General features: G+C 61.3%; 23 protein-coding genes. 4 read left to right on the forward strand and 19 right to left on the reverse strand.

Annotated elements, in window-relative coordinates:
• The 19 genes from B7H23_RS06060 to B7H23_RS06150 form a co-directional block, all read right to left on the reverse strand.
• A complete protein-coding gene (locus tag B7H23_RS06060) occupies positions 1-876 on the reverse strand; it encodes a flagellin N-terminal helical domain-containing protein (RefSeq protein ID WP_094076414.1) in 876 nt (291 codons plus the stop codon).
• A 268-nt stretch (positions 877-1144) separates the two neighbouring features.
• Positions 1145-2083 carry a flagellin N-terminal helical domain-containing protein gene (locus tag B7H23_RS06065; protein WP_094076415.1) on the reverse strand — a complete coding sequence of 313 codons (939 nt, stop codon included), beginning with the start codon at positions 2081-2083 and terminating at the stop codon, positions 1145-1147.
• A gap of 275 nt (positions 2084-2358) precedes the next feature.
• Entirely contained in the window at positions 2359-3321 is a 963-nt protein-coding gene (locus B7H23_RS06070) for a flagellin N-terminal helical domain-containing protein (RefSeq protein ID WP_094076416.1), read from the reverse strand.
• 282 nt (positions 3322-3603) lie between these two features.
• Complete coding sequence (locus B7H23_RS06075) at positions 3604-4566, reverse strand: flagellin N-terminal helical domain-containing protein (protein ID WP_094076417.1); 963 nt, start codon at positions 4564-4566, stop codon at positions 3604-3606.
• 191 nt (positions 4567-4757) lie between these two features.
• On the reverse strand, positions 4758-5696 hold the full coding sequence (locus B7H23_RS06080; protein WP_094076418.1) for a flagellin N-terminal helical domain-containing protein: 939 nt from the start codon (positions 5694-5696) through the stop codon (positions 4758-4760).
• Between the two features lie 206 nt (positions 5697-5902).
• A complete protein-coding gene (locus B7H23_RS06085; protein ID WP_094076419.1) occupies positions 5903-6784 on the reverse strand; it encodes a flagellar type III secretion system pore protein FliP in 882 nt (293 codons plus the stop codon).
• A gap of 14 nt (positions 6785-6798) precedes the next feature.
• On the reverse strand, positions 6799-7332 hold the full coding sequence (locus B7H23_RS06090; RefSeq protein ID WP_094076420.1) for a flagellar basal body-associated FliL family protein: 534 nt from the start codon (positions 7330-7332) through the stop codon (positions 6799-6801).
• Between the two features lie 15 nt (positions 7333-7347).
• The gene (gene flgH, locus B7H23_RS06095; RefSeq protein ID WP_094076421.1) at positions 7348-8094 is read right to left on the reverse strand and encodes a flagellar basal body L-ring protein FlgH; all 747 of its coding nucleotides are present in this window, start codon (positions 8092-8094) and stop codon (positions 7348-7350) included.
• Positions 8091-8627 (reverse strand): MotE family protein, encoded by a 537-nt coding sequence (locus tag B7H23_RS06100; RefSeq protein WP_094076422.1) that lies wholly within the window; start codon positions 8625-8627, stop codon positions 8091-8093. The genes flgH and B7H23_RS06100 overlap by 4 nt, the downstream gene beginning before the upstream one ends.
• Positions 8624-9757: a flagellar basal body P-ring protein FlgI gene (locus tag B7H23_RS06105; protein WP_094076423.1), complete on the reverse strand. Its 1134-nt coding sequence runs from the start codon at positions 9755-9757 to the stop codon at positions 8624-8626. The genes B7H23_RS06100 and B7H23_RS06105 overlap by 4 nt, the downstream gene beginning before the upstream one ends.
• The gene (gene flgA / locus B7H23_RS06110) at positions 9754-10245 is read right to left on the reverse strand and encodes a flagellar basal body P-ring formation chaperone FlgA (protein ID WP_094076424.1); all 492 of its coding nucleotides are present in this window, start codon (positions 10243-10245) and stop codon (positions 9754-9756) included. Before flgA ends, B7H23_RS06105 begins: the two co-directional genes overlap by 4 nt.
• A gap of 4 nt (positions 10246-10249) precedes the next feature.
• On the reverse strand, positions 10250-11038 hold the full coding sequence (gene flgG / locus B7H23_RS06115; RefSeq protein WP_094076425.1) for a flagellar basal-body rod protein FlgG: 789 nt from the start codon (positions 11036-11038) through the stop codon (positions 10250-10252).
• 12 nt (positions 11039-11050) lie between these two features.
• On the reverse strand, positions 11051-11356 hold the full coding sequence (gene fliE, locus B7H23_RS06120) for a flagellar hook-basal body complex protein FliE (protein WP_094076426.1): 306 nt from the start codon (positions 11354-11356) through the stop codon (positions 11051-11053).
• Complete coding sequence (gene flgC, locus B7H23_RS06125) at positions 11353-11769, reverse strand: flagellar basal body rod protein FlgC (protein ID WP_094076427.1); 417 nt, start codon at positions 11767-11769, stop codon at positions 11353-11355. Before flgC ends, fliE begins: the two co-directional genes overlap by 4 nt.
• A 2-nt stretch (positions 11770-11771) precedes the next feature.
• Complete coding sequence (locus tag B7H23_RS06130) at positions 11772-12137, reverse strand: flagellar basal body protein (RefSeq protein ID WP_094076428.1); 366 nt, start codon at positions 12135-12137, stop codon at positions 11772-11774.
• A gap of 34 nt (positions 12138-12171) precedes the next feature.
• Complete coding sequence (locus B7H23_RS06135) at positions 12172-12804, reverse strand: hypothetical protein (RefSeq protein WP_139945369.1); 633 nt, start codon at positions 12802-12804, stop codon at positions 12172-12174.
• On the reverse strand, positions 12734-14167 hold the full coding sequence (gene fliI, locus B7H23_RS06140) for a hypothetical protein (protein ID WP_094076430.1): 1434 nt from the start codon (positions 14165-14167) through the stop codon (positions 12734-12736). Before fliI ends, B7H23_RS06135 begins: the two co-directional genes overlap by 71 nt.
• Complete coding sequence (gene flgF / locus B7H23_RS06145) at positions 14164-14874, reverse strand: flagellar basal-body rod protein FlgF (RefSeq protein WP_240534986.1); 711 nt, start codon at positions 14872-14874, stop codon at positions 14164-14166. The genes fliI and flgF overlap by 4 nt, the downstream gene beginning before the upstream one ends.
• Before the next feature lie 29 nt (positions 14875-14903).
• Positions 14904-15671: a DUF1217 domain-containing protein gene (locus tag B7H23_RS06150; protein WP_094076917.1), complete on the reverse strand. Its 768-nt coding sequence runs from the start codon at positions 15669-15671 to the stop codon at positions 14904-14906.
• A gap of 219 nt (positions 15672-15890) precedes the next feature.
• Here B7H23_RS06150 and motA point away from each other — a divergent pair, with 219 nt between their 5' ends.
• The 4 genes from motA to B7H23_RS06170 are packed head-to-tail and all read left to right on the forward strand — an operon-like array spanning position 15891 to position 19072.
• Positions 15891-16754: a flagellar motor stator protein MotA gene (gene motA / locus B7H23_RS06155; protein ID WP_094076432.1), complete on the forward strand. Its 864-nt coding sequence runs from the start codon at positions 15891-15893 to the stop codon at positions 16752-16754.
• Positions 16751-17659, forward strand: coding sequence for a FliM/FliN family flagellar motor switch protein (locus tag B7H23_RS06160; protein WP_094076433.1), 909 nt, complete (start codon positions 16751-16753; stop codon positions 17657-17659). The genes motA and B7H23_RS06160 overlap by 4 nt, the downstream gene beginning before the upstream one ends.
• Before the next feature lie 43 nt (positions 17660-17702).
• Positions 17703-18074 (forward strand): FliM/FliN family flagellar motor switch protein, encoded by a 372-nt coding sequence (locus B7H23_RS06165; protein ID WP_158215780.1) that lies wholly within the window; start codon positions 17703-17705, stop codon positions 18072-18074.
• Between the two features lie 17 nt (positions 18075-18091).
• Positions 18092-19072, forward strand: coding sequence for a FliG C-terminal domain-containing protein (locus tag B7H23_RS06170; RefSeq protein ID WP_094076435.1), 981 nt, complete (start codon positions 18092-18094; stop codon positions 19070-19072).
• Positions 19073-19093 lie beyond the last annotated feature (21 nt).

The following is a 19093-nucleotide window of genomic DNA, read 5'->3' on the forward strand; positions in this document are numbered from 1 at the left end:
TTAGCGGAACAGCGCCAGCAGCGACTGCGAGCCGGAATTGGCCATGGACAGAGCCTGGATGCCGAGCTGCTGCTGCGTCTGCAGAGCCTGCAGCTTGGTCGATTCCTCGGTCATATCCGCATCGACCAGCTTGCCGACGCCGCGAGCGATCGAATCCTGCAACGCACCGACGAAGTCGGACTGGATCGAGACGCGGTTCTTGGCCGAACCGATATCGGCGGCGGCTGTCGTCATGCTTTCCAGAGCCGTGTCGATGTCGGTCAGCAGGTTATCGAGATTGCCGCTCGTGACATTCATGGCAAGTACCGAGGTGCTGCTGGCCGCACCGTTGGCGCCGAGAATACCAGCCGTTGGCGTGGCCGTGCTGTCGACGAGCTGAACACCGCTCAGATCGATATCGATCGAGGTGACAGAGACCGCGCCGGTCGAATCGCGCGTGAAGGACGCAACAAGGCTCTTCGTGCCGCTATCCTTCAGCCAGTTCTCGCCCGAGAAGGATGCGCTGTCTGCGATCGACAGCAATTGCTGCTGCAATGCGCCGATTTCACTCTGAACTTTTGATTTATCGACCCCCGGCTCCTGCGCCGCAACGATTTTGCTCTTCATTTCCTGCACCACGTCGATCGCGGAATTCATGCCCGTATAGGCGACGTCGAGCTTGGCCGCTCCAAGGCCGAGCGCATCTGTGACGGTGCCCAGCGCCTTGCTGTCGGAACGCATGGTGGTGGCGATGGACCAGTAGGCCGCGTTATCGGACGCATCGGAGACGCGGAACCCGGTCGAGATGTTCTTCTGAGTGGCTTCGAGCGCGCTGTTGGTCGCCTGAAGGGACTTCAACGCGGTCATCGCACTCGTGTTTGTCATGAGGCTTGTCATATGAATAATGCCCGTACTCAATACAATCGGGACATGCCTCGATCAAAAGGCAAGACAGACGCTCCGGCATCATGCCGGACTTCGAAAAGAAGCGCATAGCGTTCCGTCATAATGATACTCGCACGGACTTGTTTCCCTGCCGTTGAGGGAGTTGGTGAACAAAAGGAAAAAGCAGTCGCCAAAACCTTAACGTTCCAGACGAAAACGGGCCGCCTCCGAAGAGGCGACCCGTGGTCGTAGGGCTATGTGCTGTGCTGCGACTTCGGATTTACCGGAAGAGCGACAGCAGCGACTGCGAGCCGGAATTGGCCATGGATAGAGCCTGGATGCCGAGCTGCTGCTGCGTCTGCAGAGCCTGAAGCTTGGTGGACTCTTCGGTCATGTCCGCATCGACCAGCTTGCCGATGCCGCTGGAGATGGAGTCCATCAGATTGCCGATGAACTTGGTCTGCATGTCGATACGGCTCTTGCTGGAGCCGAGATCGGCCGCCGCCGTCGTCATGTCCGCCAGCGTGGTCTCCACGTTGGACAGCATACCGTCGATCACCGTGTCGTCCACATTCGTGGCCGTGATGTCGAGCGTGGCGATGGTGTAGGTGACGTTTACGGGCGTCGCAGCGCCATTGGCCGTGGTGTAGTCCTTGTTCAGCATGCCGTTATTGACCGGCGTGCCGGCGCCGTCATTGCCGAAGAGCTTCACGTCGGAAATGTCGATCGAGATCGTGCCAATCGACACGGCGCCACTGGCGTTACGATTGAAGGACGCGACAACATCCTTCGTGGTGCCGGCGGTGTCGGTGAAGTTCAGCCAGTTCTCGCCGGAGAAGGAAGCGCTTTCGGCAATCGAAGTGAGCTGACCCTGCAGCGCCTTGATCTCGCTCTGAACCTTGTCCTTGTCGACGCCCGGTTCCTTGGCGGCAACCAGCTTGGCCTTGATTTCATCGACGACGTCGATGGATGCGTTCATCGCCGTATAGGCCACATCGACCTTGGCGGCTCCGAGACCGAGAGCATCTTCAACGGTGCTCAGCGCCTTGTTGTCGGAACGCATGGTGGTGGCGATGGACCAGTAAGCCGCATTGTCGGAAGCATCCGAAACACGGTAGCCGGTAGAGATGTTCTTCTGGGTCGATTCCAGCGCCGAATTGGTCATCTGGAGCGACTTCAGCGCCGTCATCGCGGCGGTATTGGTATGAATACTGGACATAAAGGGAAGTCCCTAAAATACGCGGATACAGGGACATGCCGAAAGCTCGCTTCGGCCTCGACGATCAGAGGCATCATGCCAATCGCCCAGGTTCGAGACCGGGACGACAACCGTCAGATGCGACTATGCCAACGAAACTCTAAAGAAGCGTAAGTGCCTGCGTAATAAGGTATTAACCGTGTCTAGACGGGTTCCACTCACCCAAACGAAAACGGGCCGCCTCCGAAGAGACGACCCGTGGTCGTAGGGCTGTGTGCTGTGCTGCGACTTCGAATTTACCGGAAGAGCGACAGCAGCGACTGCGAGCCGGAATTGGCCATGGACAGAGCCTGGATGCCGAGCTGCTGCTGCGTCTGCAGGGCCTGAAGCTTGGTGGACTCTTCGGTCATGTCCGCATCGACCAGCTTGCCGATGCCGCTGGAGATGGAGTCCATCAGATTGCCGATGAACTTGGTCTGCATGTCGATGCGGCTCTTGCTGGAGCCGAGATCGGCCGCCGCCGTCGTCATGCTATTCAGCGCGCTTTCAACACCGACGATCATGCCGTCGAGCTGGTCGTCTGTGACGGAGGTGATATCGAGATTGTAGATCGAGACCGTGTAGGTCAACGCTGCGGTGGTCGCGCCGCCATCGCCGTCATGGTCGTAGTCGGCGAGGGTGGAGTCGAGAATGCCGCGGCCCGTTGCCGAGGCGGTGGTCCGGTCGATCGTGGCGCTGTCGAACAGTTTCGAGGAATGGACATCGACGGAAACGGTGCCGATGGATACCGCGCCCGAACTGTCGCGGGTAAAGGAGGCAACAATTTCTTTCGTCGCGCCACTCGTCGCGTTGCTGGCCAGCCAGTTTTCGCCGGAGAAGGAAGCACTGTCGGCAATCGCCTTCAACTGCTCCTGAAGGGCTTTGACTTCGCTCTGGATCTTGCTTTTGTCGACGCCCGGTTCCTTGGCCGCGACCAGCTTCGATTTAATCTCGTCGACCACGTCAATCGCCGATTTCGTCGCCGTATAGGCGACATCCACCTTGGCGGCGCCGAGGCCGAGCGCATCGTTGACGGTGCTCAGCGCCTTGTTGTCGGAGCGCATGGTGGTCGCGATGGACCAGTAGGCGGCGTTATCGGAGGCATCCGAAACACGGTAGCCGGTGGAGATGTTCTTCTGCGTCGATTCCAGCGCCGAATTGGTCATCTGGAGCGCTTTCAGCGCCGTCATCGCAGCAGTATTGGTGTGAATGCTGGACATAAAGAAAGGTCCCTACGAAACGCGAATACAGGGACATGCCGAACGCTGCGGTTGGGCGCGACGATCGAAGGCATCATGCCAATCGCCAGGCCATAGGGCCAAGACGACAATCGTCACCGCATACTCTGATCGAAAACCTCTAAGGAAGCGTAAGTGGAGCGATAACAGCGCGTTAACCATAAAAAGGCAGTGCAATCATGCCGAAAAACGAAACGGGCCGCCCTGATGGGCGGCCCGTTTCCGTTGCGTGGCTGTGCGGCTGGCTCGTCCGCTCTCGCGATCTTACTGGAAGAGCGAGAGGAGCGACTGAGCGCCGGAATTGGCCATGGACAGAGCCTGGATGCCGAGCTGCTGCTGCGTCTGCAGCGCCTGGAGGCGTGTCGATTCTTCGGTCATATCCGCATCGACCAGCTTGCCGATGCCGCTCTTGATCGAATCCATCAGGTTGCCGACAAATTTGGTCTGCATGTCGATCCGACTCTTGGTCGAACCGAGGCCAGCGGCTGCCGTCGTGATGCCTTCGAGCGCGCTCTCAACACCAACGATCATGCCGTCGAGCTGGTCGTCGGTGACGGAGGTGATGTCGAGATTGTAGATCGAGACCGTGTAGGTCAGCGCCGCCGTGGTTGCGCCGCCATCGCCGTCATGGTCGTAGTCGGCGAGGGTGGAGTCGAGAATGCCGCGGCCCGTTGCCGAGGCGGTGGTCCGGTCGACCGTGGCGGTGTCGAACAGCTTGGTGGAATGGATATCCACCGCGACCGTGCCGATGGAAACAGCGCCGGAACTGTCGCGGGTAAAGGACGACACGATTTCCTTGGTGTCGCCCGAAGACGCATTGCTGGTGAGCCAGTTCTCGCTGGAGAAGGAAGCGCTACCGGCAATGGCTTTCAGCTGCTCTTGGAGCGCTTCGACCTCGCTTTGAATCTTGGTCTTGTCGACGCCCGGTTCCTTGGCGGCGACCAGCTTCGACTTGATGTCGTCGACCACGTCGATGGCCGAGTTCATCGCCGTATAGGCCACATCGACCTTGGCGGCGCCGAGGCCGAGAGCGTCGTTGACCGTGCTGAGCGCCTTGTTGTCGGAGCGCATGGTGGTGGCGATGGACCAGTAAGCCGCATTGTCGGAAGCGTCGGAGACGCGGTAGCCGGTGGAGATGTTCTTCTGGGTCGATTCCAGTGCCGAATTGGTCATCTGGAGCGACTTCAGCGCCGTCATCGCGGCGGTATTGGTATGAATACTGGACATAGAAAGGTCCCTGGGGTTCGGCCATAAAGGGACATGCCAATCGGAAGAGGCGGGGCAACCCTGGCATCATGCCGGTCACATCTGTTTGACGTGATAGTCGCCGTCTTGCGCACTCCTCGTCGCCGAGGTTTGCATCGGATGGTCGCCGCCTAACGGCGACCATCGCTTATTTCCGTTCGTTCAACCCGGCCTTACTGGAAGAGCGAGAGAAGCGACTGGGCGCCGGAATTGGCCATGGACAGAGCCTGGATGCCGAGCTGCTGCTGCGTCTGCAGGGCCTGAAGCTTCGTCGACTCTTCGGTCATGTCCGCATCGACCAGCTTGCCGATGCCGCTCTTGATCGAATCCATCAGATTGCCGACGAATTTGGTCTGCATGTCGATGCGGCTCTTGCTGGAGCCGAGGCCCGCAGCTGCCGTCGTCATGTCCTCCAGCGTGGTCTCCACGTTGGAGAGCATGCCGTCGATCACCGTGTCGTCCACATTCGTGGCCGTGATGTCCAGCGTGGCGATGGTGTAGGTCACGTTGACGGGCGTACCCGCACCGTTAGCCGTTGTGTAGTCCTTGTTCAGCATGCCGTTATTGACCGGCGTGCCGGCGCCGTCATTGCCGAAGAGTTTCATGTCGGAAATATCGATGGCGATGGTGCCGATGGAAACGGCGCCCGCACCGGTGCGGGTGAACGAGGCCACGACTTCCTTCGTCGTGCCGCTTGTGTCGGTGAATGTGAGCCAGTTCTCTCCGGAAAAGGAGGCACTCTCCGCAATGGCCGTCAACTGGCCCTGCAGCGCGGTGATCTCGCTCTGGATCTTTTCCTTGTCGACGCCAGGCTCTCTGGCCGCAACCAGCTTGGTCTTGATGTCGTCGACGACTTCGATGGCCGAGTTCATGGCGGTGTAGGCCACGTCAACCTTTGCGGCGCCGAGGCCGAGCGCATCGTTGACCGTGCTGAGCGCCTTGTTGTCCGAGCGCATGGTGGTGGCGATGGACCAGTAAGCCGCATTGTCGGAGGCATCGGAAACGCGGTAGCCGGTGGAGATGTTCTTCTGCGTCGATTCCAGCGCCGAATTGGTCATCTGGAGCGACTTGAGCGCCGTCATCGCGGCGGTATTGGTATGAATACTGGACATTGAAAGAGGTCCCTAGGGTAAGCCGTACAGGGACATGCCGAATTGTAGTAGGCCGGACGATCAAGGGCATCATGCCGATCGCCAAGCCGGGTCTGGCCGGGCGATAATCGTCAGGACCGACAATCGTCGAAAATGGCTAATGAAGCGTAACCGAAACGCTAACAAACGGTAAATGCTGGCGTTTCCCGGGCGCTGATTACAGCGTGCTAAGCGAAGGACCGCACCATCGAGCCGACCAGAAGGTTCCAGCCATCGATCAGCACGAAGAACAACACCTTCAGCGGCAGGGATAGCACGGTCGGCGGAAGCATCATCATCCCCATGGCCATCGTAATCGTCGAGACCACCAGATCGATCACCAGAAACGGCAGCACCACGAGAAACCCGATCTCGAAGGCGCGTCGCAGTTCGGAAATCATGAAGGCGGGGATTAGGATACTGTAGGCGACCGTCTCCTCCTGCGCAGACGCTGCGGAAGCATCGTCGGCGATCGGCTGAACGCCGGCTCCGACGCCGATCAAGGAATCATCCCCTTCGGTCTGCGGGCTGCCGGGTGCAGGCGACGGCGTATTCGGCTGCGCGGGCACTTCGGCCTCATCGTCCCCTGCCGCCGGCGCCGGCGAAAGATCGGCGAAGAGCCGCAGATCGGTATCGCGCACATTGGCCAGCATGAACTGGCGGAAGGGTTCGGCCGTCTTCCGGAAGCCTTCCTCCTGGCCGACCTCGTTGCGCATCATCGGCCCGAGACCCTCATTCCACGCCTTGTCGATCACGGGATCCATCACATACCAGGTCATGAACAGCGCCAGACTGACAAGGATGAGGTTTGCCGGCGTCGTTTGTAGGCCCAAACCCGATCGCATGATCGAGAACACCACAATGAAGCGCGTGAAGCTGGTAACGGAGATGAGAATGCCGGGCGCCAGAGACAGGACGGTGAGCAGTCCGAAAAGCTGGACGATATAGCCGGCGGTCTGCCCATCCGCCGCCTCTCCCGGTTGCAGAAGGGCCGGCAGTTGCAGCCCCTGCGCCATGGCCGGTTCGGCTGCTGCGAACAGCAGCGTCGCCGCACCGACCAGGCCAGTCATTGCAGCAGCGCGTATCATTCGAACACCAGCGTCCGGATATAGAGTTTGGAGACGCCGCCCTCGCTGCGCACCTTCGCACGGCGCAGCAGATCGTCGCGGATCCGCAGATAGCCGTTCGGACTGCGTAGCTGATCCAGCCGAAGCTGGCGGACATAGGCGAGAATATCCTGATGGACGTCGTTCAGCGTGCCCTCACTCACGATGGAACTGGTTTCCACCGCGATTTGAAGCCGCATCAGAACGTCTGCCGGCACGGCGAGGTTCACCGTAATCGGTTCCAGATCGACGATGTCCTGCGCCAGGCCGTCCAGCGCGCCTTTCTGATCGGCGGTCGCATAGTTCTCCGTGTCCGCACCGTTCGCTTCGGCCGTGGTGTCGGCATCGGAGGCGGCCTGTTCTTGCGCAGCTTCCATTCGTGGCGCAAGAACGAACGAACCGACGCCGAAACCGACGCCTCCGCCCACCGCCAGCATGATAACAACCGGCAGGATCATCGTTTTGACAATGCCCGGCTTGGTGTTCTTCTTCGTCTTGTCTTTGGCGGCCATGGTTCTTCTCCTGCCCTAGAGCGGGGTGATCAGGTCGATGACCTGCTGGCCCCAGGGCGGCTGCTGGACTTCGCTGATGCGGCCCCTGCCGCCATAGGATATGCGTGCCTCGGCAATGCGCTCATAGGCGATGGTGTTGTTCGGGCCGATGTCGCCGGGCCGCACGATACCCGCGACCTGAAGGATGCGCAGTTCGGCATTGACGCGCACTTCCTGCGTGCCGCGAATGACGAGATTGTCGTTCGGCAGCACTTCGGTCACGACCGCCCCCATGGACAGGCGGATGACCTCGGAACGATTTGTCGAGCCACCGCCGGCGAAGTCGGATGAGGAGGTCGTGCCGAGCGAGCCCTTGCCCGTTGCGTTGCCGGCTTTGGTTTCATCCTTGACGATTTCGTAATCGTAGTTGCCGTTGAGCCCCAGCGACCGGCCCGCCGTCCGTGACCGGTCCGATTTATTGGATATGGAAGCCTTGTCGTTTATCTGGATAAGGACGGTAAGCAGGTCGCCCGGCTCGAGCGCACGCTGCGAGACGTAAAGACCGCTGCCCTTTCTGTTCCAGAGCGAGTAGCCGCGCTGCGGAGGATTCTGGTAGGCGGGATAGGCGTTCCACGCGACGGGCTGTGTCGAAGCGATGCCCGCGCCAACCGGCGACATGTCGGGCGGGCGGTTGATCTCCTTGAAGGATTGCGAGCAGCCGGCCAGAAGAAGGCCGGCGGTCGCTGCAGCGACGATGCTGCGAACGATCCGGTTCGCGGTCATCCGTTCCCCCGATCGGCACTGGCCGCCATGATCGCCGTAATGCCGGCCGCCTTCTTGGCTTCCATCTCGTTGAGAATGGTGCCGGATTTGGCGGGCGGCATTTTCAACAGGATGGAGGAAGCCAGCATCGGGTCGACAATCATCAGCCGTTCAGCTGCGGCATCGGGCCGCATGCGTTCGTAAATCGCGATCAATGCTTCGGAAGCGCGGGTGGCGAACTCTTCACGGCGCTGTACCCATTTCTCGAACTCGGTCTTCTTGCGCTCCATCAGTTCCAGACCACGCTCCAGTTCGCTCTGCATCGTCTGAAGCTCTTCCTCGCGGGCGGAATAGCGCATTTCGCGAGCCTGATCGACGATGGCGTCGCAATAGGCCGCCTCATCGGACACGATGGCTTCTTCCTTGCTGAGCTGGAGGTGCTGCGGCAGTCGGCCTGTGGTCTTTGCGCTCTCAGCATCGCCATCGGCTGCGTAAGCCGGAACGGTGGCGATGCCGATTGCCAGAGAGAGAAGAAGCGGAAAACGCAGGCTCATTGCAATACCAGCTCCGCCTGCAGGGCCCCGGCCGATTTGATCGCCTGGAGGATCGCGATAGTGTCTGTCGGTTTGACGCCGAGGCGGTTCAACCCGGCGGCGATTTCGCTGAGGCTGACGCCGTTAATGATGGAGATCGGACCGTCGGTCTGCTCGACATCGACGATGCTACGCGGTTCGACCGCCGTGACGCCATCGGAGAAGGGGGCCGGCTGTACGACCTGAGGCAGTTCCGTCACGGCGACGGCGAGGGTGCCCTGGCTGATGGCAACCGGCGAAATACGGACGTCGGCGCCGATGACGATGGTGCCCGTGCGCTCGTCGATCACCACCCGCGCCGGCTGATCGACCGTTACGGGAATATTCTCGATGGCGGCGACGAATCGAGCCGGGCTGATACCCCTTGGCACCGATAGCGAGATGGTGCGCGCATCCACTTCTCTGGCAACCGCGTTGGACCAGGTCCGCCTGGCAAAACCGTTGATCGAATCGGTCAGCCGTACCGCTGTCGTGAAATCCGGATTACGAAGCTGGACTGTCAGGTCGTTATCGCCTTCGAACGAAGCCGCCACGGCCCGCTCGACGATGGCGCCGTTTGGAATGCGGGCTGCTGTCGGCACGCCGCGGCTGACTTCCTCCGCCTCGCCCTCAATTGCATAGCCGCTGGTCACGACCTGGCCCTGCGCAGCGGCATAGATTTCCGCGTCGGCTCCCTTGAGCGGCGTCAGAACGAGCGTGCCGCCCAGCAGCGAACTGGCGTCGCCAAGGGAGGAGACCGTTACGTCGATGCGTGTGCCGGGCCGTACGAATGGCGGCAAATTCGCTGTGACGACGACCGCGGCGACGTTGCGTGAGCGCATCTGGCCAAGCTCGGTCGCGATGCCCAAATTGTCGAGCATGGAGCGCATGGACTGCTCGGTGAAGGGCGAGTTGCGCAGGCTGTCGCCCGTGCCCTTCAGGCCGACCACAAGGCCATAGCCGTAAAGCTGGTTGTCGCGAGAGCCCGTGATCGACGCGACGTCCTTCAGACGGGAATAGCCGCCCTTGCCGCTATCGGCGCCGGCAGAGGCACCAAGAGGCGCTGCGAGGACCAGCGCCAGAGCTAGCAGAATGGCGAGCGCCCTGTTCATGGCAAAAGAACCGCCGTGCCATCGGCCTGCGCCAATGCTTCGATCTGGCGGCCGGTATCGCGATTGCGCAGCGTGACGGCTTGGCCTGGAGCGGCGCTCGTCAGCGCCACGGCATCCATGCGGATCGTCAGTGCACCGCTCTTGTAGGTGACAGGAACGAGTGCGCCGGCGTCGATGGCCGATCTCTTGCGCAACGATGACAGGAGAATGAGACGTTGCGGAAGGATCGTGCGGTCGGCGACCTTGCCGTTCGTTTGCGCGATAGCGCTGACGAAGGGGGCGTCGGACAGGACACGGCTCTTGGTGTGAATGGTCGTCAGGACGCTGGCGTCGAGCGGTTCGCCCGGATGGATGACGCGCGTTGCGACGACGACCGGTTCGGCCGCTGCGGGCAACGCGACCGGCGCGGCGAAACCGAGCGCGAACAGAACGGCGAAAACTCCCCGGATCGGGGAGCGCGCCGGCCATCTGGATGCATTTTTCGCCATCACGCTATCTCAGATTTTTCGCGACGGTGGCAGCCATGTCATCGGCAGCCTGAATCACCTTGGAGTTCATCTCATAGCCGCGCTGAGCGGCGATCAGTGCGGTGATTTCCTTGACCGGGTCCACATTGGAACTTTCCAGATAACCCTGCCGGACCGTGCCGAAACCGGGATCGCCCGGAACACCGGTCACCGGCTCGCCGGAAGCTTCGGACTGGCGGAAGAGATTGTCGCCGAGCGGGATGAGACCGGCCTCGTTGGCGAAGCTGGCAAGGCTGATCTGGCCGACTTCCTGCAATTCGGTCTGGCCGTCGATCTGGGCGAAGACCTGCCCGCCTTCGCCGATCGAGATGGCGACGGCTTCGGGCGGCAGAGTAATAGTGTCGGCCAGCGGCATGCCATTCGGCATGACGATCTGTCCTTCCGCATTGGTGTTGAAGGCGCCGGCGCGGGTGTAGAGCGTTTCGTCGTTGGCGCCGGTGATGACGAACCAGCCCTTGCCGTTCAACGCAACGTCGAGCGCATTGCCGGTGTTTTCCAGCGTGCCCTGTTCGTGCACGTTGCGGATGGCGGCGCTTCTGACGCCGAGACCCAGATGCGCGCCTTCCGGAATGACGCCGGTATCGGCGCGCGCCGACGACCCTTTCAGCCGCTCCGTCTGGTAGAGAAGGTCGGTGAACTCGGCCCGCGCCCGCTTGAAGCCCGTCGTGTTGATGTTGGCGACATTGTTGGCGATGACTTCCAGATTGGTCTGCTGGGCGGTCATGCCGGTCGCCGCGATGGAAAGCGCGCGCATCGTTCAGTCTCCTCAGATCTGCATTCGACTGATGTCGAGAAACGCGTTGACGAGCTTGTCGCGAACCGCGATCGCCGTCTGCAAGGACTGTTCCGCCGTCATCACCGCTTCGGCGACTTCGCGCGGGCCGGTCTGGCCGGAGAGTGCCGACATGGCGGCCCGGTCGGCCTCCGACACCTGATCGGCGACGTTGCCGGCGCCCTGCGCCAGCGCGCTGGCGAAATCGCTGGCCACGGCGGCGGAGGATGCGGCGGGGCCGCCAGCTCCGGCGGCGGGCGCGATCCGTGTGGCGGCGATGGCGGAGAGTTTTTCGATCATCGGGCGTTCATCATATCAATGGTGAGTGAGACCAGTTCGCGAACCTGGCGCATGACCTGAAGATTGGCTTCATAGGACTGGTTGGCTTCGCGCATGTCGGCCATTTCGATCAGGACGTTCACATTGGGCAGGCGGACGAAACCGTTCTCGTCGGCAGCCGGATTGCCGGGATCGAATTCCAGTGGAAATTCGCTGTTGTCGCGACCGATTTCGCTCACATTGACCGACACGGCGCCGGTCGCCTTGTCGAGGGTGGATTCGAAACTGACCGTCTTGCGGCGGAACGGGTCCTCGTCCGGCACCGAGGCGGTCGAATTGGAATTGGCGATGTTCTCCGAGACGACCTTCAGGCGCTGGCTCTGAACTTCCAGACCGGATGAGGAGACGCGGAGGGAGGAAAGAAGGGGGTCCATGATCAGGGCTTCGCGACTGAGAGAATCATGCGGTGAAACGCCTTGGCGATCGAGGTGTTCAGCTCATAGCTCTGTCGAAGTTCGGTCTGTTCGACGATTTCCCGCTCCATCGAAACGGGCTTTTCGGTCTGGATCACCTCGGCGGTCCCGTTGACGCCGCCAACATTGCCGGCGCTCGTCAAATGCAGCGGGCTGGTACGGCGCAGGGTGCTAGGCGTCTCTTCCAGAACGGCCTGAAAGGGCGAGACTTCGGCCGCCTTGTAGTCCGGCGTCTGAGCGTTCGCGATGTTGTTGGCCACCGTCTGCTGGCGGACCGTCAACCATTCGGCTTGCTTCGAGGCCAGGGAGAAGATCGGCAGGGAGGACATGGCGCTTTCCTTTCGAAAAGCACCCTAGGCCGGCTTACTTGCGCGTAGCTTGCGCTGTCCCTGCCATGGGATCGGGCGCGATCGGCAGTCGTTCGAGGCTGCCATCCTCGAACACCAGAATGACTTCCCGGCGCTTGCTCCGGACCGAACTGACATGTTTGCCATCGGCCAGGATCGAGCCTTTTCGGATCATCCTGACGGTGCCGCCGTCGACGATTGCGGCGCGACCATTGTGCACGGCAAGCGCCCGGCGACCGGAAATCACGCGGTCGCGCTGCCAGTCGCCGAAAGCGTTGGATGTGCGGAATGCCGAAAATGGCGCGCTCTTTCCTTCGTTGGCAGCAACGAACTGCCTGGCGGTATCGGAGGGGATGACCGTGCCCACGGATACGTCATCATAGGGCGTTGCGATAATGGCGCGCTGTTTCAGATCACTGCTCGAACTCTCCTTGATCGGGCCGACATCGGCAAGATCGATAACCACGCCGTCAAACTGCAGTTCCGGCGGTCCGAAACGCTCTGGATGTGCGGCGACGAAGAACGGCAGCGCAGCGGCGGCGGCGGCCACGCCGGTTCCGCTGAGCGCAAGAAGCCCGTCACCCAGCCAGGAGAGCAGAGGTCGCCCCGAACGCCGAGGCGCTTTGGCCTTTCGCTGTCGAGAAAGCATGCTGAGTGTCCTCTGTGGGGGGCGTGGAAACGGCCTTCAGGCGGCGTGCTATAAGATCGAACGGATCGAGCGGTCCGGTATCGCCCGGACTCTGGCGAATGGCGTCGTAAATCACCGGGACCATCTGCACCGCCTTGTCCAGGAAAGGATCGGCGCCGGGGCGCCACCCGCCAAGCAGGCGCAGATCCTGCGTCTCCTCGTATCGGGCGATCAGCGCGCGCAATTCCGAAACGAAGAGACGGTGCTCGTTCGTCCATGCGCGAAGGGCCAAGCGCGACAACGACTGCGTGACATCGACGGGCGGGTAACGCCCTTCGGCCGCAATGGCGCGCGACAGAACGACATGGCCGTCGAGAATGCCGCGCAGCGTATCGCCGATGGGTTCATTGTGCTCGTCGCCATCGACCAGAACGGTCGCGATCATGGTGATGGAGCCGCCATTGCCGTCGAGCGCCGGTCCGCCGCGCTCCATCAGCTTGGGCAGAGCGGCAAAAACGCTGGGCGGATAGCCGCGCGCGATGGGTGCTTCGCCAAGCGCGATACCGACCTCACGCAAGGCATGCGCATAGCGGGTTACCGAATCGAAGAGAACCAGAACCCGCTGGCCCTGGCCGCGATACCATTCCGCCGTCGTCATCGTCAGTTCCGCGGCACGGGCGCGCATCAGCGCCGTTTCGTCACTGGTCGCGACGATGGTAATCGCCTTCTGGCGCGCCTCTTCCTGCAAGGTCTCGTGCATGAATTCGCGCGCTTCACGCGTTCGCTCGCCGATCAGGCCGATCACCACGACATCGAATGCGCCGGAATTGGCAAGCATCGACAGAAGCGTCGACTTGCCGACGCCAGAGCCGGCGAAGATGCCAAGGCGCTGACCGTAGCAAAGCGGCGTGAAGACATCGATGGCCGTCACGCCGGTTCGGAATGCTTCGTCGACACGGCAGGCGGACAGGATACGCTGATGCCTGGCGGATGGCGCTTGCGGTTCCGTCACGGCATTATCGGGGATGAGAGAACCACCGTCGATGGCTGTGCCGAGGCCGTCGAGCACACGGCCTTTCCAGCTTTCCGCCGGATGGCCCGTCTGCGGGGGGATGCGCAGGACCAGATCGTCGCGCCTGATCCGATAACCATCATGAAACGGGGCTGCACGGATGTCGGCATTATCGATGCGGACCACCTGGAGCGGGACCGGCCCGTCCTGGGTCTGGCAGACAAGGCATTCGCCAAGGCTCACGCTCTTGCCAAGGCCGCGCAGCCGCAATTGGCCAGCTGCGATCGCCACGACGCGGCCCGCCTCGCGAGCCACAGGCTTGGCGTCGGCGGCGAAAGCGGCCAGCGCCTGAAGGCGGGACGGACCGCTCATCGGCCACCCAGGAATTTGATGGCGTCACCTTTTTTCTCGCTCGTGCGCGACATCAGGCTGTTGACCGATTCGAAGCGGCGCTGGAGCGCGATGAGCTGCGTCATCTCGCGAATGGGATCGACATTCGATTCCTCGATGAAGCCTTGCGCGACACCTGCATCGTTTCTGTCAACGATGGGCTGCGGCGCGCTGGACGGAACGATAGCCGATCCCTCGGCACGGCCGATCTCGCCTTGCGGATTATAGGCGAACAGACCCAGCGACCCTGCAATCTTGCCGTTCTGGTAGAGAACGCCGTCCTGGCCGGCTTCGATCGGGCCGGCCGCGCCATCGATCTGAATGGGCGCTCCCCCGGCATCGACCACGGGCTGGCCCTTCAATGTCTGCAATTGGCCCTCATTGCTGATCGTAAAACGTCCGTCGCGGGTCAGGACCAGACCCTGGCCGGATTGAACGCCGAACCACCCATCGCCGCGGATAGCGAAGTCGAGCGCATTGCCGGTCTCGGTCAGGGCCCCGTTTCGCGTATCGATGAAGGTGCCACCTTCCCGCACAAAGGAATTCTCACCGGTCTCGGTCTTCTTCAGCGCTTCCTCGAAGCGCATGCGCGTGGCGCGGAACCCGACCGTATTCACATTGGCGACGTTGTCGGCCAGCGTGGCCATACGCTTTTCGATAGCGATCTGGGCCGAAAGCCCGATGTTCATGCCTTCCTTCATGACGTGACCGGCCGCCCCTATCTTGCCAGAAGAGACATGAGCAGATCGGCCGATAGCGTCGGGCTGGAGCCGCTGAAAAGAAGACCGACCTGCGATTGGGCCGCCGAACTCCCTTTGTTCATGTCCCACATGGCCGAGAAGCGCTCGATCATCTTGGCCAGCTTGTCAGGGTCCTGGAAGTCCTTGATGTCTATCCGGCCTTTCAGCATCTCGATCTGCTTATCGATGTTCAGCATGGCCGTGCTGTCCGGTAGGCCGAGAACCGTCCGGACCACGCTGGAGAGCGCCGAATCGGCCAGAATGCCGGTAACGCTTTTCAGATCGGGGGCCTTGCGTTCGAAATACATGGCAAGGCGCACCGCTTCGTTCTTGGAACCCTCGTTCTCTTCCAAGGTTTGACGCATATAAAGGTCGACCGTGCCCTGCTGAGCCTTGGTGAAGGTCATGGCAGTCTTGCCATGGCGACTGAAATTGAAGGTGTCCGCAAAATCGACATATCGTTTGTCGGCGAGGCGGTTGGCGAAGGCGGTGTTCTCGTCCGTACCTTCCTTCAGCACTTTCAGCATGAACGCCTTGGCGTAGGTCATGTCGTCCAGGCCAAACGCCTTCATGGCATATCCGAAGATACGCGAATCATTGACGAACTCTTCAGGGGTTTTGATCTTGCCGACATTTTCTTTGTAATAGGCCGTTTCGCGTTCGACCATGGGATCGCTTTTGACGATGGTCAGCGAGCGGTCGAGGTTCTGCGTCGTCAGCTGGTAGGCGGCGTAGGTGCTGAGCATGGTTCCATAATCCTCAAGCCGAACGCCGTCATCGGGCGCTTTTGCCGGGACTATCGATGCGCCGCCTTGCGCGAGCCTGACGCTGGCTGCTGTCGGAACCGCCGCATTGCCGACACTCACGAGAACCCGACGTCAGGATCATCGCTCCGTCCAGCCCGGCGCAAGGAATGCAATCTAGCTTGCCGATGAACGGTTCTGCGCCGTCAATGGAGAAAAACCTTGGGTGTCTTACTTGGTATCGTCATCACGTTCGGATGCGTCATCGGCGGTTATATGGCCATGGGCGGTCATGTGGAGGTGCTGGTTCAGCCTTGGGAATACGTCATTATCGGCGGTGCTGCGCTCGGCACGTTTCTGATGGCCAACTCCATGCCTGTCGTAAAGGACACCGGCAAAAGCCTGATGGAGGCCATGAAGGGTAAGGCGTCGACAGAGCAGGATTATCTCAACATGCTCAGCCTGCTCTATACATTGCTCCGCCAGCTCAAGGACCGGCCCAAGAGCGAATTCGAAAACCACATCGACAATCCGGACAGCAGTCCGATCTTCGAAGCCTACCCGACCATTCAGAAGAACGCGGAATTCCGCAATTTCATCTGCGATTACCTGCGGCTCATCATGGTCGGCAATGCGCGGCCACACGAGGTCGAAGCGCTGATGGAAGAGGAAATCCAAACCCTGCGTCGCGATGCGCTGAAAGGTTATCACGCCTTGCAGGCGGTCGCCGACGGTCTGCCGGCGCTCGGTATCGTCGCCGCCGTTCTGGGTGTCGTCAAAGCGATGGGCAAGATCAATTCGACGCCTGAAGTGCTGGGCGGACTGATCGGGGCGGCGCTCGTCGGCACGTTTTTCGGCATTTTTGCCTCCTACGCCATCGTCGGGCCGCTCGCGGCCAAGGTGAAGCTGATCCGCGAAAAGAACATGCGCAAATATTTCGTCGCCAAGCAGACGCTGATCGCACACATGAACGGTTCGGTGCCGCAAGTCGCGCTCGAGTTCGGCCGCAAGGCGATCTCCGCGCATGATCGTCCTTCCATCAACGCGGTCGAAGAAGCGACCGTTACCGCAGGAGTCGTCGCATGAGCGTCAATACGCTGAGCAAACCGGAAAGCCTGTCCCGCTTCGTGGAGGCGTTGCAGGCGCGAACCACGGTGGCGCGGGACACGTCGGATCAGGACGAACGCCTGGGCCGCAGCCTCGCGCAGAAGATGAGCAGCGATCTGGGACCGGACATTGCCGGTCTTGCCCAGTTCCATCTGGAAAGCGCGACACGCACCGAACTGGGCGCTTGGCACGCCGAGCAGCCGGCGCAGGGCCTCATGGTCCGTTGCATGACCGGGACCGAGGAAGAGGTGATCCCGGCGCTCTTGGCGACGATGGAAATGCAGTCGGTTCGTGACGTCGCCACCCTGCTTCTCGGCGGAACACTGTCGGCGAATACCGACAAGGGCGAAAAGCCGCTGACCCGGATCGAGCAGTCGATCTGCGACATGTTATGGCGCGATCTGATCGTGGCCGTCGGAAAGGAAACCCGGCACGAGATCGGCCTGCCCGACCTTTGCCGGCCCGGCGAGATCGATCTGGCCGAGGTCAAGGACAAGCGGGTGCTCGTCCTGCAGTTCACGATCAAAGTCGGCGAGCGCGACGGCATGATGCAACTGGCTATTCCGGCCGACCGCCTTCCCGTCGCCATGCCATCGGCGCCGCCCGTTGCCGCAGCCGGGCATGCAGCTACCGGGACTGGCCATGCCGACCAAGGCAGTCCCCGCTTCGGCAGCCTCAAGGTCGAAGCGACCATAAGGCTCTCCGGCGGCATGCTGACCTATCGACAGATCGAAGAAATGGAAGTGGGCAGCGTTCTGCCTCTGGCCGACGCCGCCTTTTCCAACTGCATCATGCAGGTCGGCCAGGAAGTTCTGGCCACTGCTCGCGTCGGCAAGAGCGGCGATCACTATTGCATAAGGATCAATGACGAGTCGGCCAGCTGAACCGCTCACACGCCAACCGCCATAGAAGAAACGGATGAAAACCATGGGACTGGAAAGTCTTCAGGACGAACTGAGCGAACATATGAGCCAAATGGGCGCATTGTCGGAAACCGGCGAGGAAGCGGCAGCCGGCGGACCCGTATCGGCAACTGCGCCCAAATCCCGTTCGCCCATCGCGATCCAGAACATACCGCTGGAACTGGAAGTCATATTGGGCCGGATCGGAATGACCGTCGCCGAACTCGGGCAGGTCGGTCCCGGCCAGGTACTGTCCCTCAACAAGATGATCGGCGAGCCCATCGACCTGGTCGTCAACGAAACGAAGATCGGCACGGCGGAGCTGATCGCGCTGGAGGGCGAGCCCACGGCTTACGGCCTCAAGATTCTTTCCATCGAAGGTAGCGAAGGCGCCTGAGGGCCCCAGCGGACAATATGATCCAGATGATCGACACTCACCGGGCGATCGCCGTCATCATGGCGATGGGCAAGGAACGCGGCAAGGAGTTCATCCGCAACTTCCAGCCCGATGAGTTGCGTCATATGGCCGGTTGCGCGCGCACCATGTCGCGCCTGACCGAAGACGATCTGTCGCAGGTCGTCAATGATTTCGAAAACGCGTTCGTCTCGGGCGCCGGTCTGGACGAACTCGATGCCAAGGTAGCCGAAATGCTGGCCGACTCCTTCGGCGAGGACGGGCTGGACGATCTTCTGAATGGCGGAGCGGACAACGACAACAGTTCGATCTGGTCGCATCTGTCGAAAGTCGATCCGGAAGCTCTTTCAGAATTTCTCGGCGAGGAAAGCGAACTCGTCACGGCCTATGTTCTGTCACGACTACCGGACCAGCTAGTCGCGCGGCTGCTTCTGACGCTGGAACGCCAGAAGCGTAGCGAGGTCATCGGTTTCATGATCGCTGCGAAGCCGCCAAACGATGCGGTGGTCGCGTTGATCGAAGCCAGGCTGGAAGAAACGTTCGGTGGCGATGAAAGCGAAGATGGCGACCGCGCCGGTGCAGTAGCGGCCGCGCTCAACGAGTTCGATCGCGAAGAGCTCGACGAACTGCTCGACGACCTGAAAGCCATCGTCGCGCCCAAGCGGCTGGCTGCCGTGCGCTCCAAGCTGTTCCGCTTCGACGATGTCGCGCGGCTTGATGAAACAGCTCTCGCCACCATTTTCGACAGCATGGATCAGGAGCTTCTGACCCTGGCGCTGAAGGGCGCGGGAGACGAGGTGAAGGAGTGCGTCCTTACCGCCGTCGGCCAGCGCAACCGCCGCATGATCGAAGCGGAGCTCGCTTCGCCCCGGCCGATCCGCGATGCGGATATCGGCGCGGCCCGCCGCAAGATCGTCGCCGAAATCCTGCGCCGCGCCCATGATGGGGAGTTCTCGCTTCCCGCCGATCAAACCGCCTAAGCGCTTCGGATCGGATCGGGC

This window comes from Notoacmeibacter marinus, from assembly GCF_002238045.1.
Classification (GTDB): domain Bacteria; phylum Pseudomonadota; class Alphaproteobacteria; order Rhizobiales; family Rhizobiaceae; genus Notoacmeibacter; species Notoacmeibacter marinus.

What these genes read in the sequence shown, in the direction of transcription:
- B7H23_RS06060 (WP_094076414.1), bottom strand. Translation starts at nt 876, where the DNA reads ATGACAAGCCTCATGACAAACACGAGTGCGATGACCGCGTTGAAGTCC.
- B7H23_RS06065 (WP_094076415.1), bottom strand. Translation starts at nt 2,083, where the DNA reads ATGTCCAGTATTCATACCAATACCGCCGCGATGACGGCGCTGAAGTCG.
- B7H23_RS06070 (WP_094076416.1), bottom strand. Translation starts at nt 3,321, where the DNA reads ATGTCCAGCATTCACACCAATACTGCTGCGATGACGGCGCTGAAAGCG.
- B7H23_RS06075 (WP_094076417.1), bottom strand. Translation starts at nt 4,566, where the DNA reads ATGTCCAGTATTCATACCAATACCGCCGCGATGACGGCGCTGAAGTCG.
- B7H23_RS06080 (WP_094076418.1), bottom strand. Translation starts at nt 5,696, where the DNA reads ATGTCCAGTATTCATACCAATACCGCCGCGATGACGGCGCTCAAGTCG.
- B7H23_RS06085 (WP_094076419.1), bottom strand. Translation starts at nt 6,784, where the DNA reads ATGACTGGCCTGGTCGGTGCGGCGACGCTGCTGTTCGCAGCAGCCGAA.
- B7H23_RS06090 (WP_094076420.1), bottom strand. Translation starts at nt 7,332, where the DNA reads ATGGCCGCCAAAGACAAGACGAAGAAGAACACCAAGCCGGGCATTGTC.
- flgH (WP_094076421.1), bottom strand. Translation starts at nt 8,094, where the DNA reads ATGACCGCGAACCGGATCGTTCGCAGCATCGTCGCTGCAGCGACCGCC.
- B7H23_RS06100 (WP_094076422.1), bottom strand. Translation starts at nt 8,627, where the DNA reads ATGAGCCTGCGTTTTCCGCTTCTTCTCTCTCTGGCAATCGGCATCGCC.
- B7H23_RS06105 (WP_094076423.1), bottom strand. Translation starts at nt 9,757, where the DNA reads ATGAACAGGGCGCTCGCCATTCTGCTAGCTCTGGCGCTGGTCCTCGCA.
- flgA (WP_094076424.1), bottom strand. Translation starts at nt 10,245, where the DNA reads ATGGCGAAAAATGCATCCAGATGGCCGGCGCGCTCCCCGATCCGGGGA.
- flgG (WP_094076425.1), bottom strand. Translation starts at nt 11,038, where the DNA reads ATGCGCGCGCTTTCCATCGCGGCGACCGGCATGACCGCCCAGCAGACC.
- fliE (WP_094076426.1), bottom strand. Translation starts at nt 11,356, where the DNA reads ATGATCGAAAAACTCTCCGCCATCGCCGCCACACGGATCGCGCCCGCC.
- flgC (WP_094076427.1), bottom strand. Translation starts at nt 11,769, where the DNA reads ATGGACCCCCTTCTTTCCTCCCTCCGCGTCTCCTCATCCGGTCTGGAA.
- B7H23_RS06130 (WP_094076428.1), bottom strand. Translation starts at nt 12,137, where the DNA reads ATGTCCTCCCTGCCGATCTTCTCCCTGGCCTCGAAGCAAGCCGAATGG.
- B7H23_RS06135 (WP_139945369.1), bottom strand. Translation starts at nt 12,804, where the DNA reads ATGCTTTCTCGACAGCGAAAGGCCAAAGCGCCTCGGCGTTCGGGGCGA.
- fliI (WP_094076430.1), bottom strand. Translation starts at nt 14,167, where the DNA reads ATGAGCGGTCCGTCCCGCCTTCAGGCGCTGGCCGCTTTCGCCGCCGAC.
- flgF (WP_240534986.1), bottom strand. Translation starts at nt 14,874, where the DNA reads ATGAACATCGGGCTTTCGGCCCAGATCGCTATCGAAAAGCGTATGGCC.
- B7H23_RS06150 (WP_094076917.1), bottom strand. Translation starts at nt 15,671, where the DNA reads ATGCTCAGCACCTACGCCGCCTACCAGCTGACGACGCAGAACCTCGAC.
- B7H23_RS06160 (WP_094076433.1), top strand. Translation starts at nt 16,751, where the DNA reads ATGAGCGTCAATACGCTGAGCAAACCGGAAAGCCTGTCCCGCTTCGTG.
- B7H23_RS06165 (WP_158215780.1), top strand. Translation starts at nt 17,703, where the DNA reads ATGGGACTGGAAAGTCTTCAGGACGAACTGAGCGAACATATGAGCCAA.
- B7H23_RS06170 (WP_094076435.1), top strand. Translation starts at nt 18,092, where the DNA reads ATGATCCAGATGATCGACACTCACCGGGCGATCGCCGTCATCATGGCG.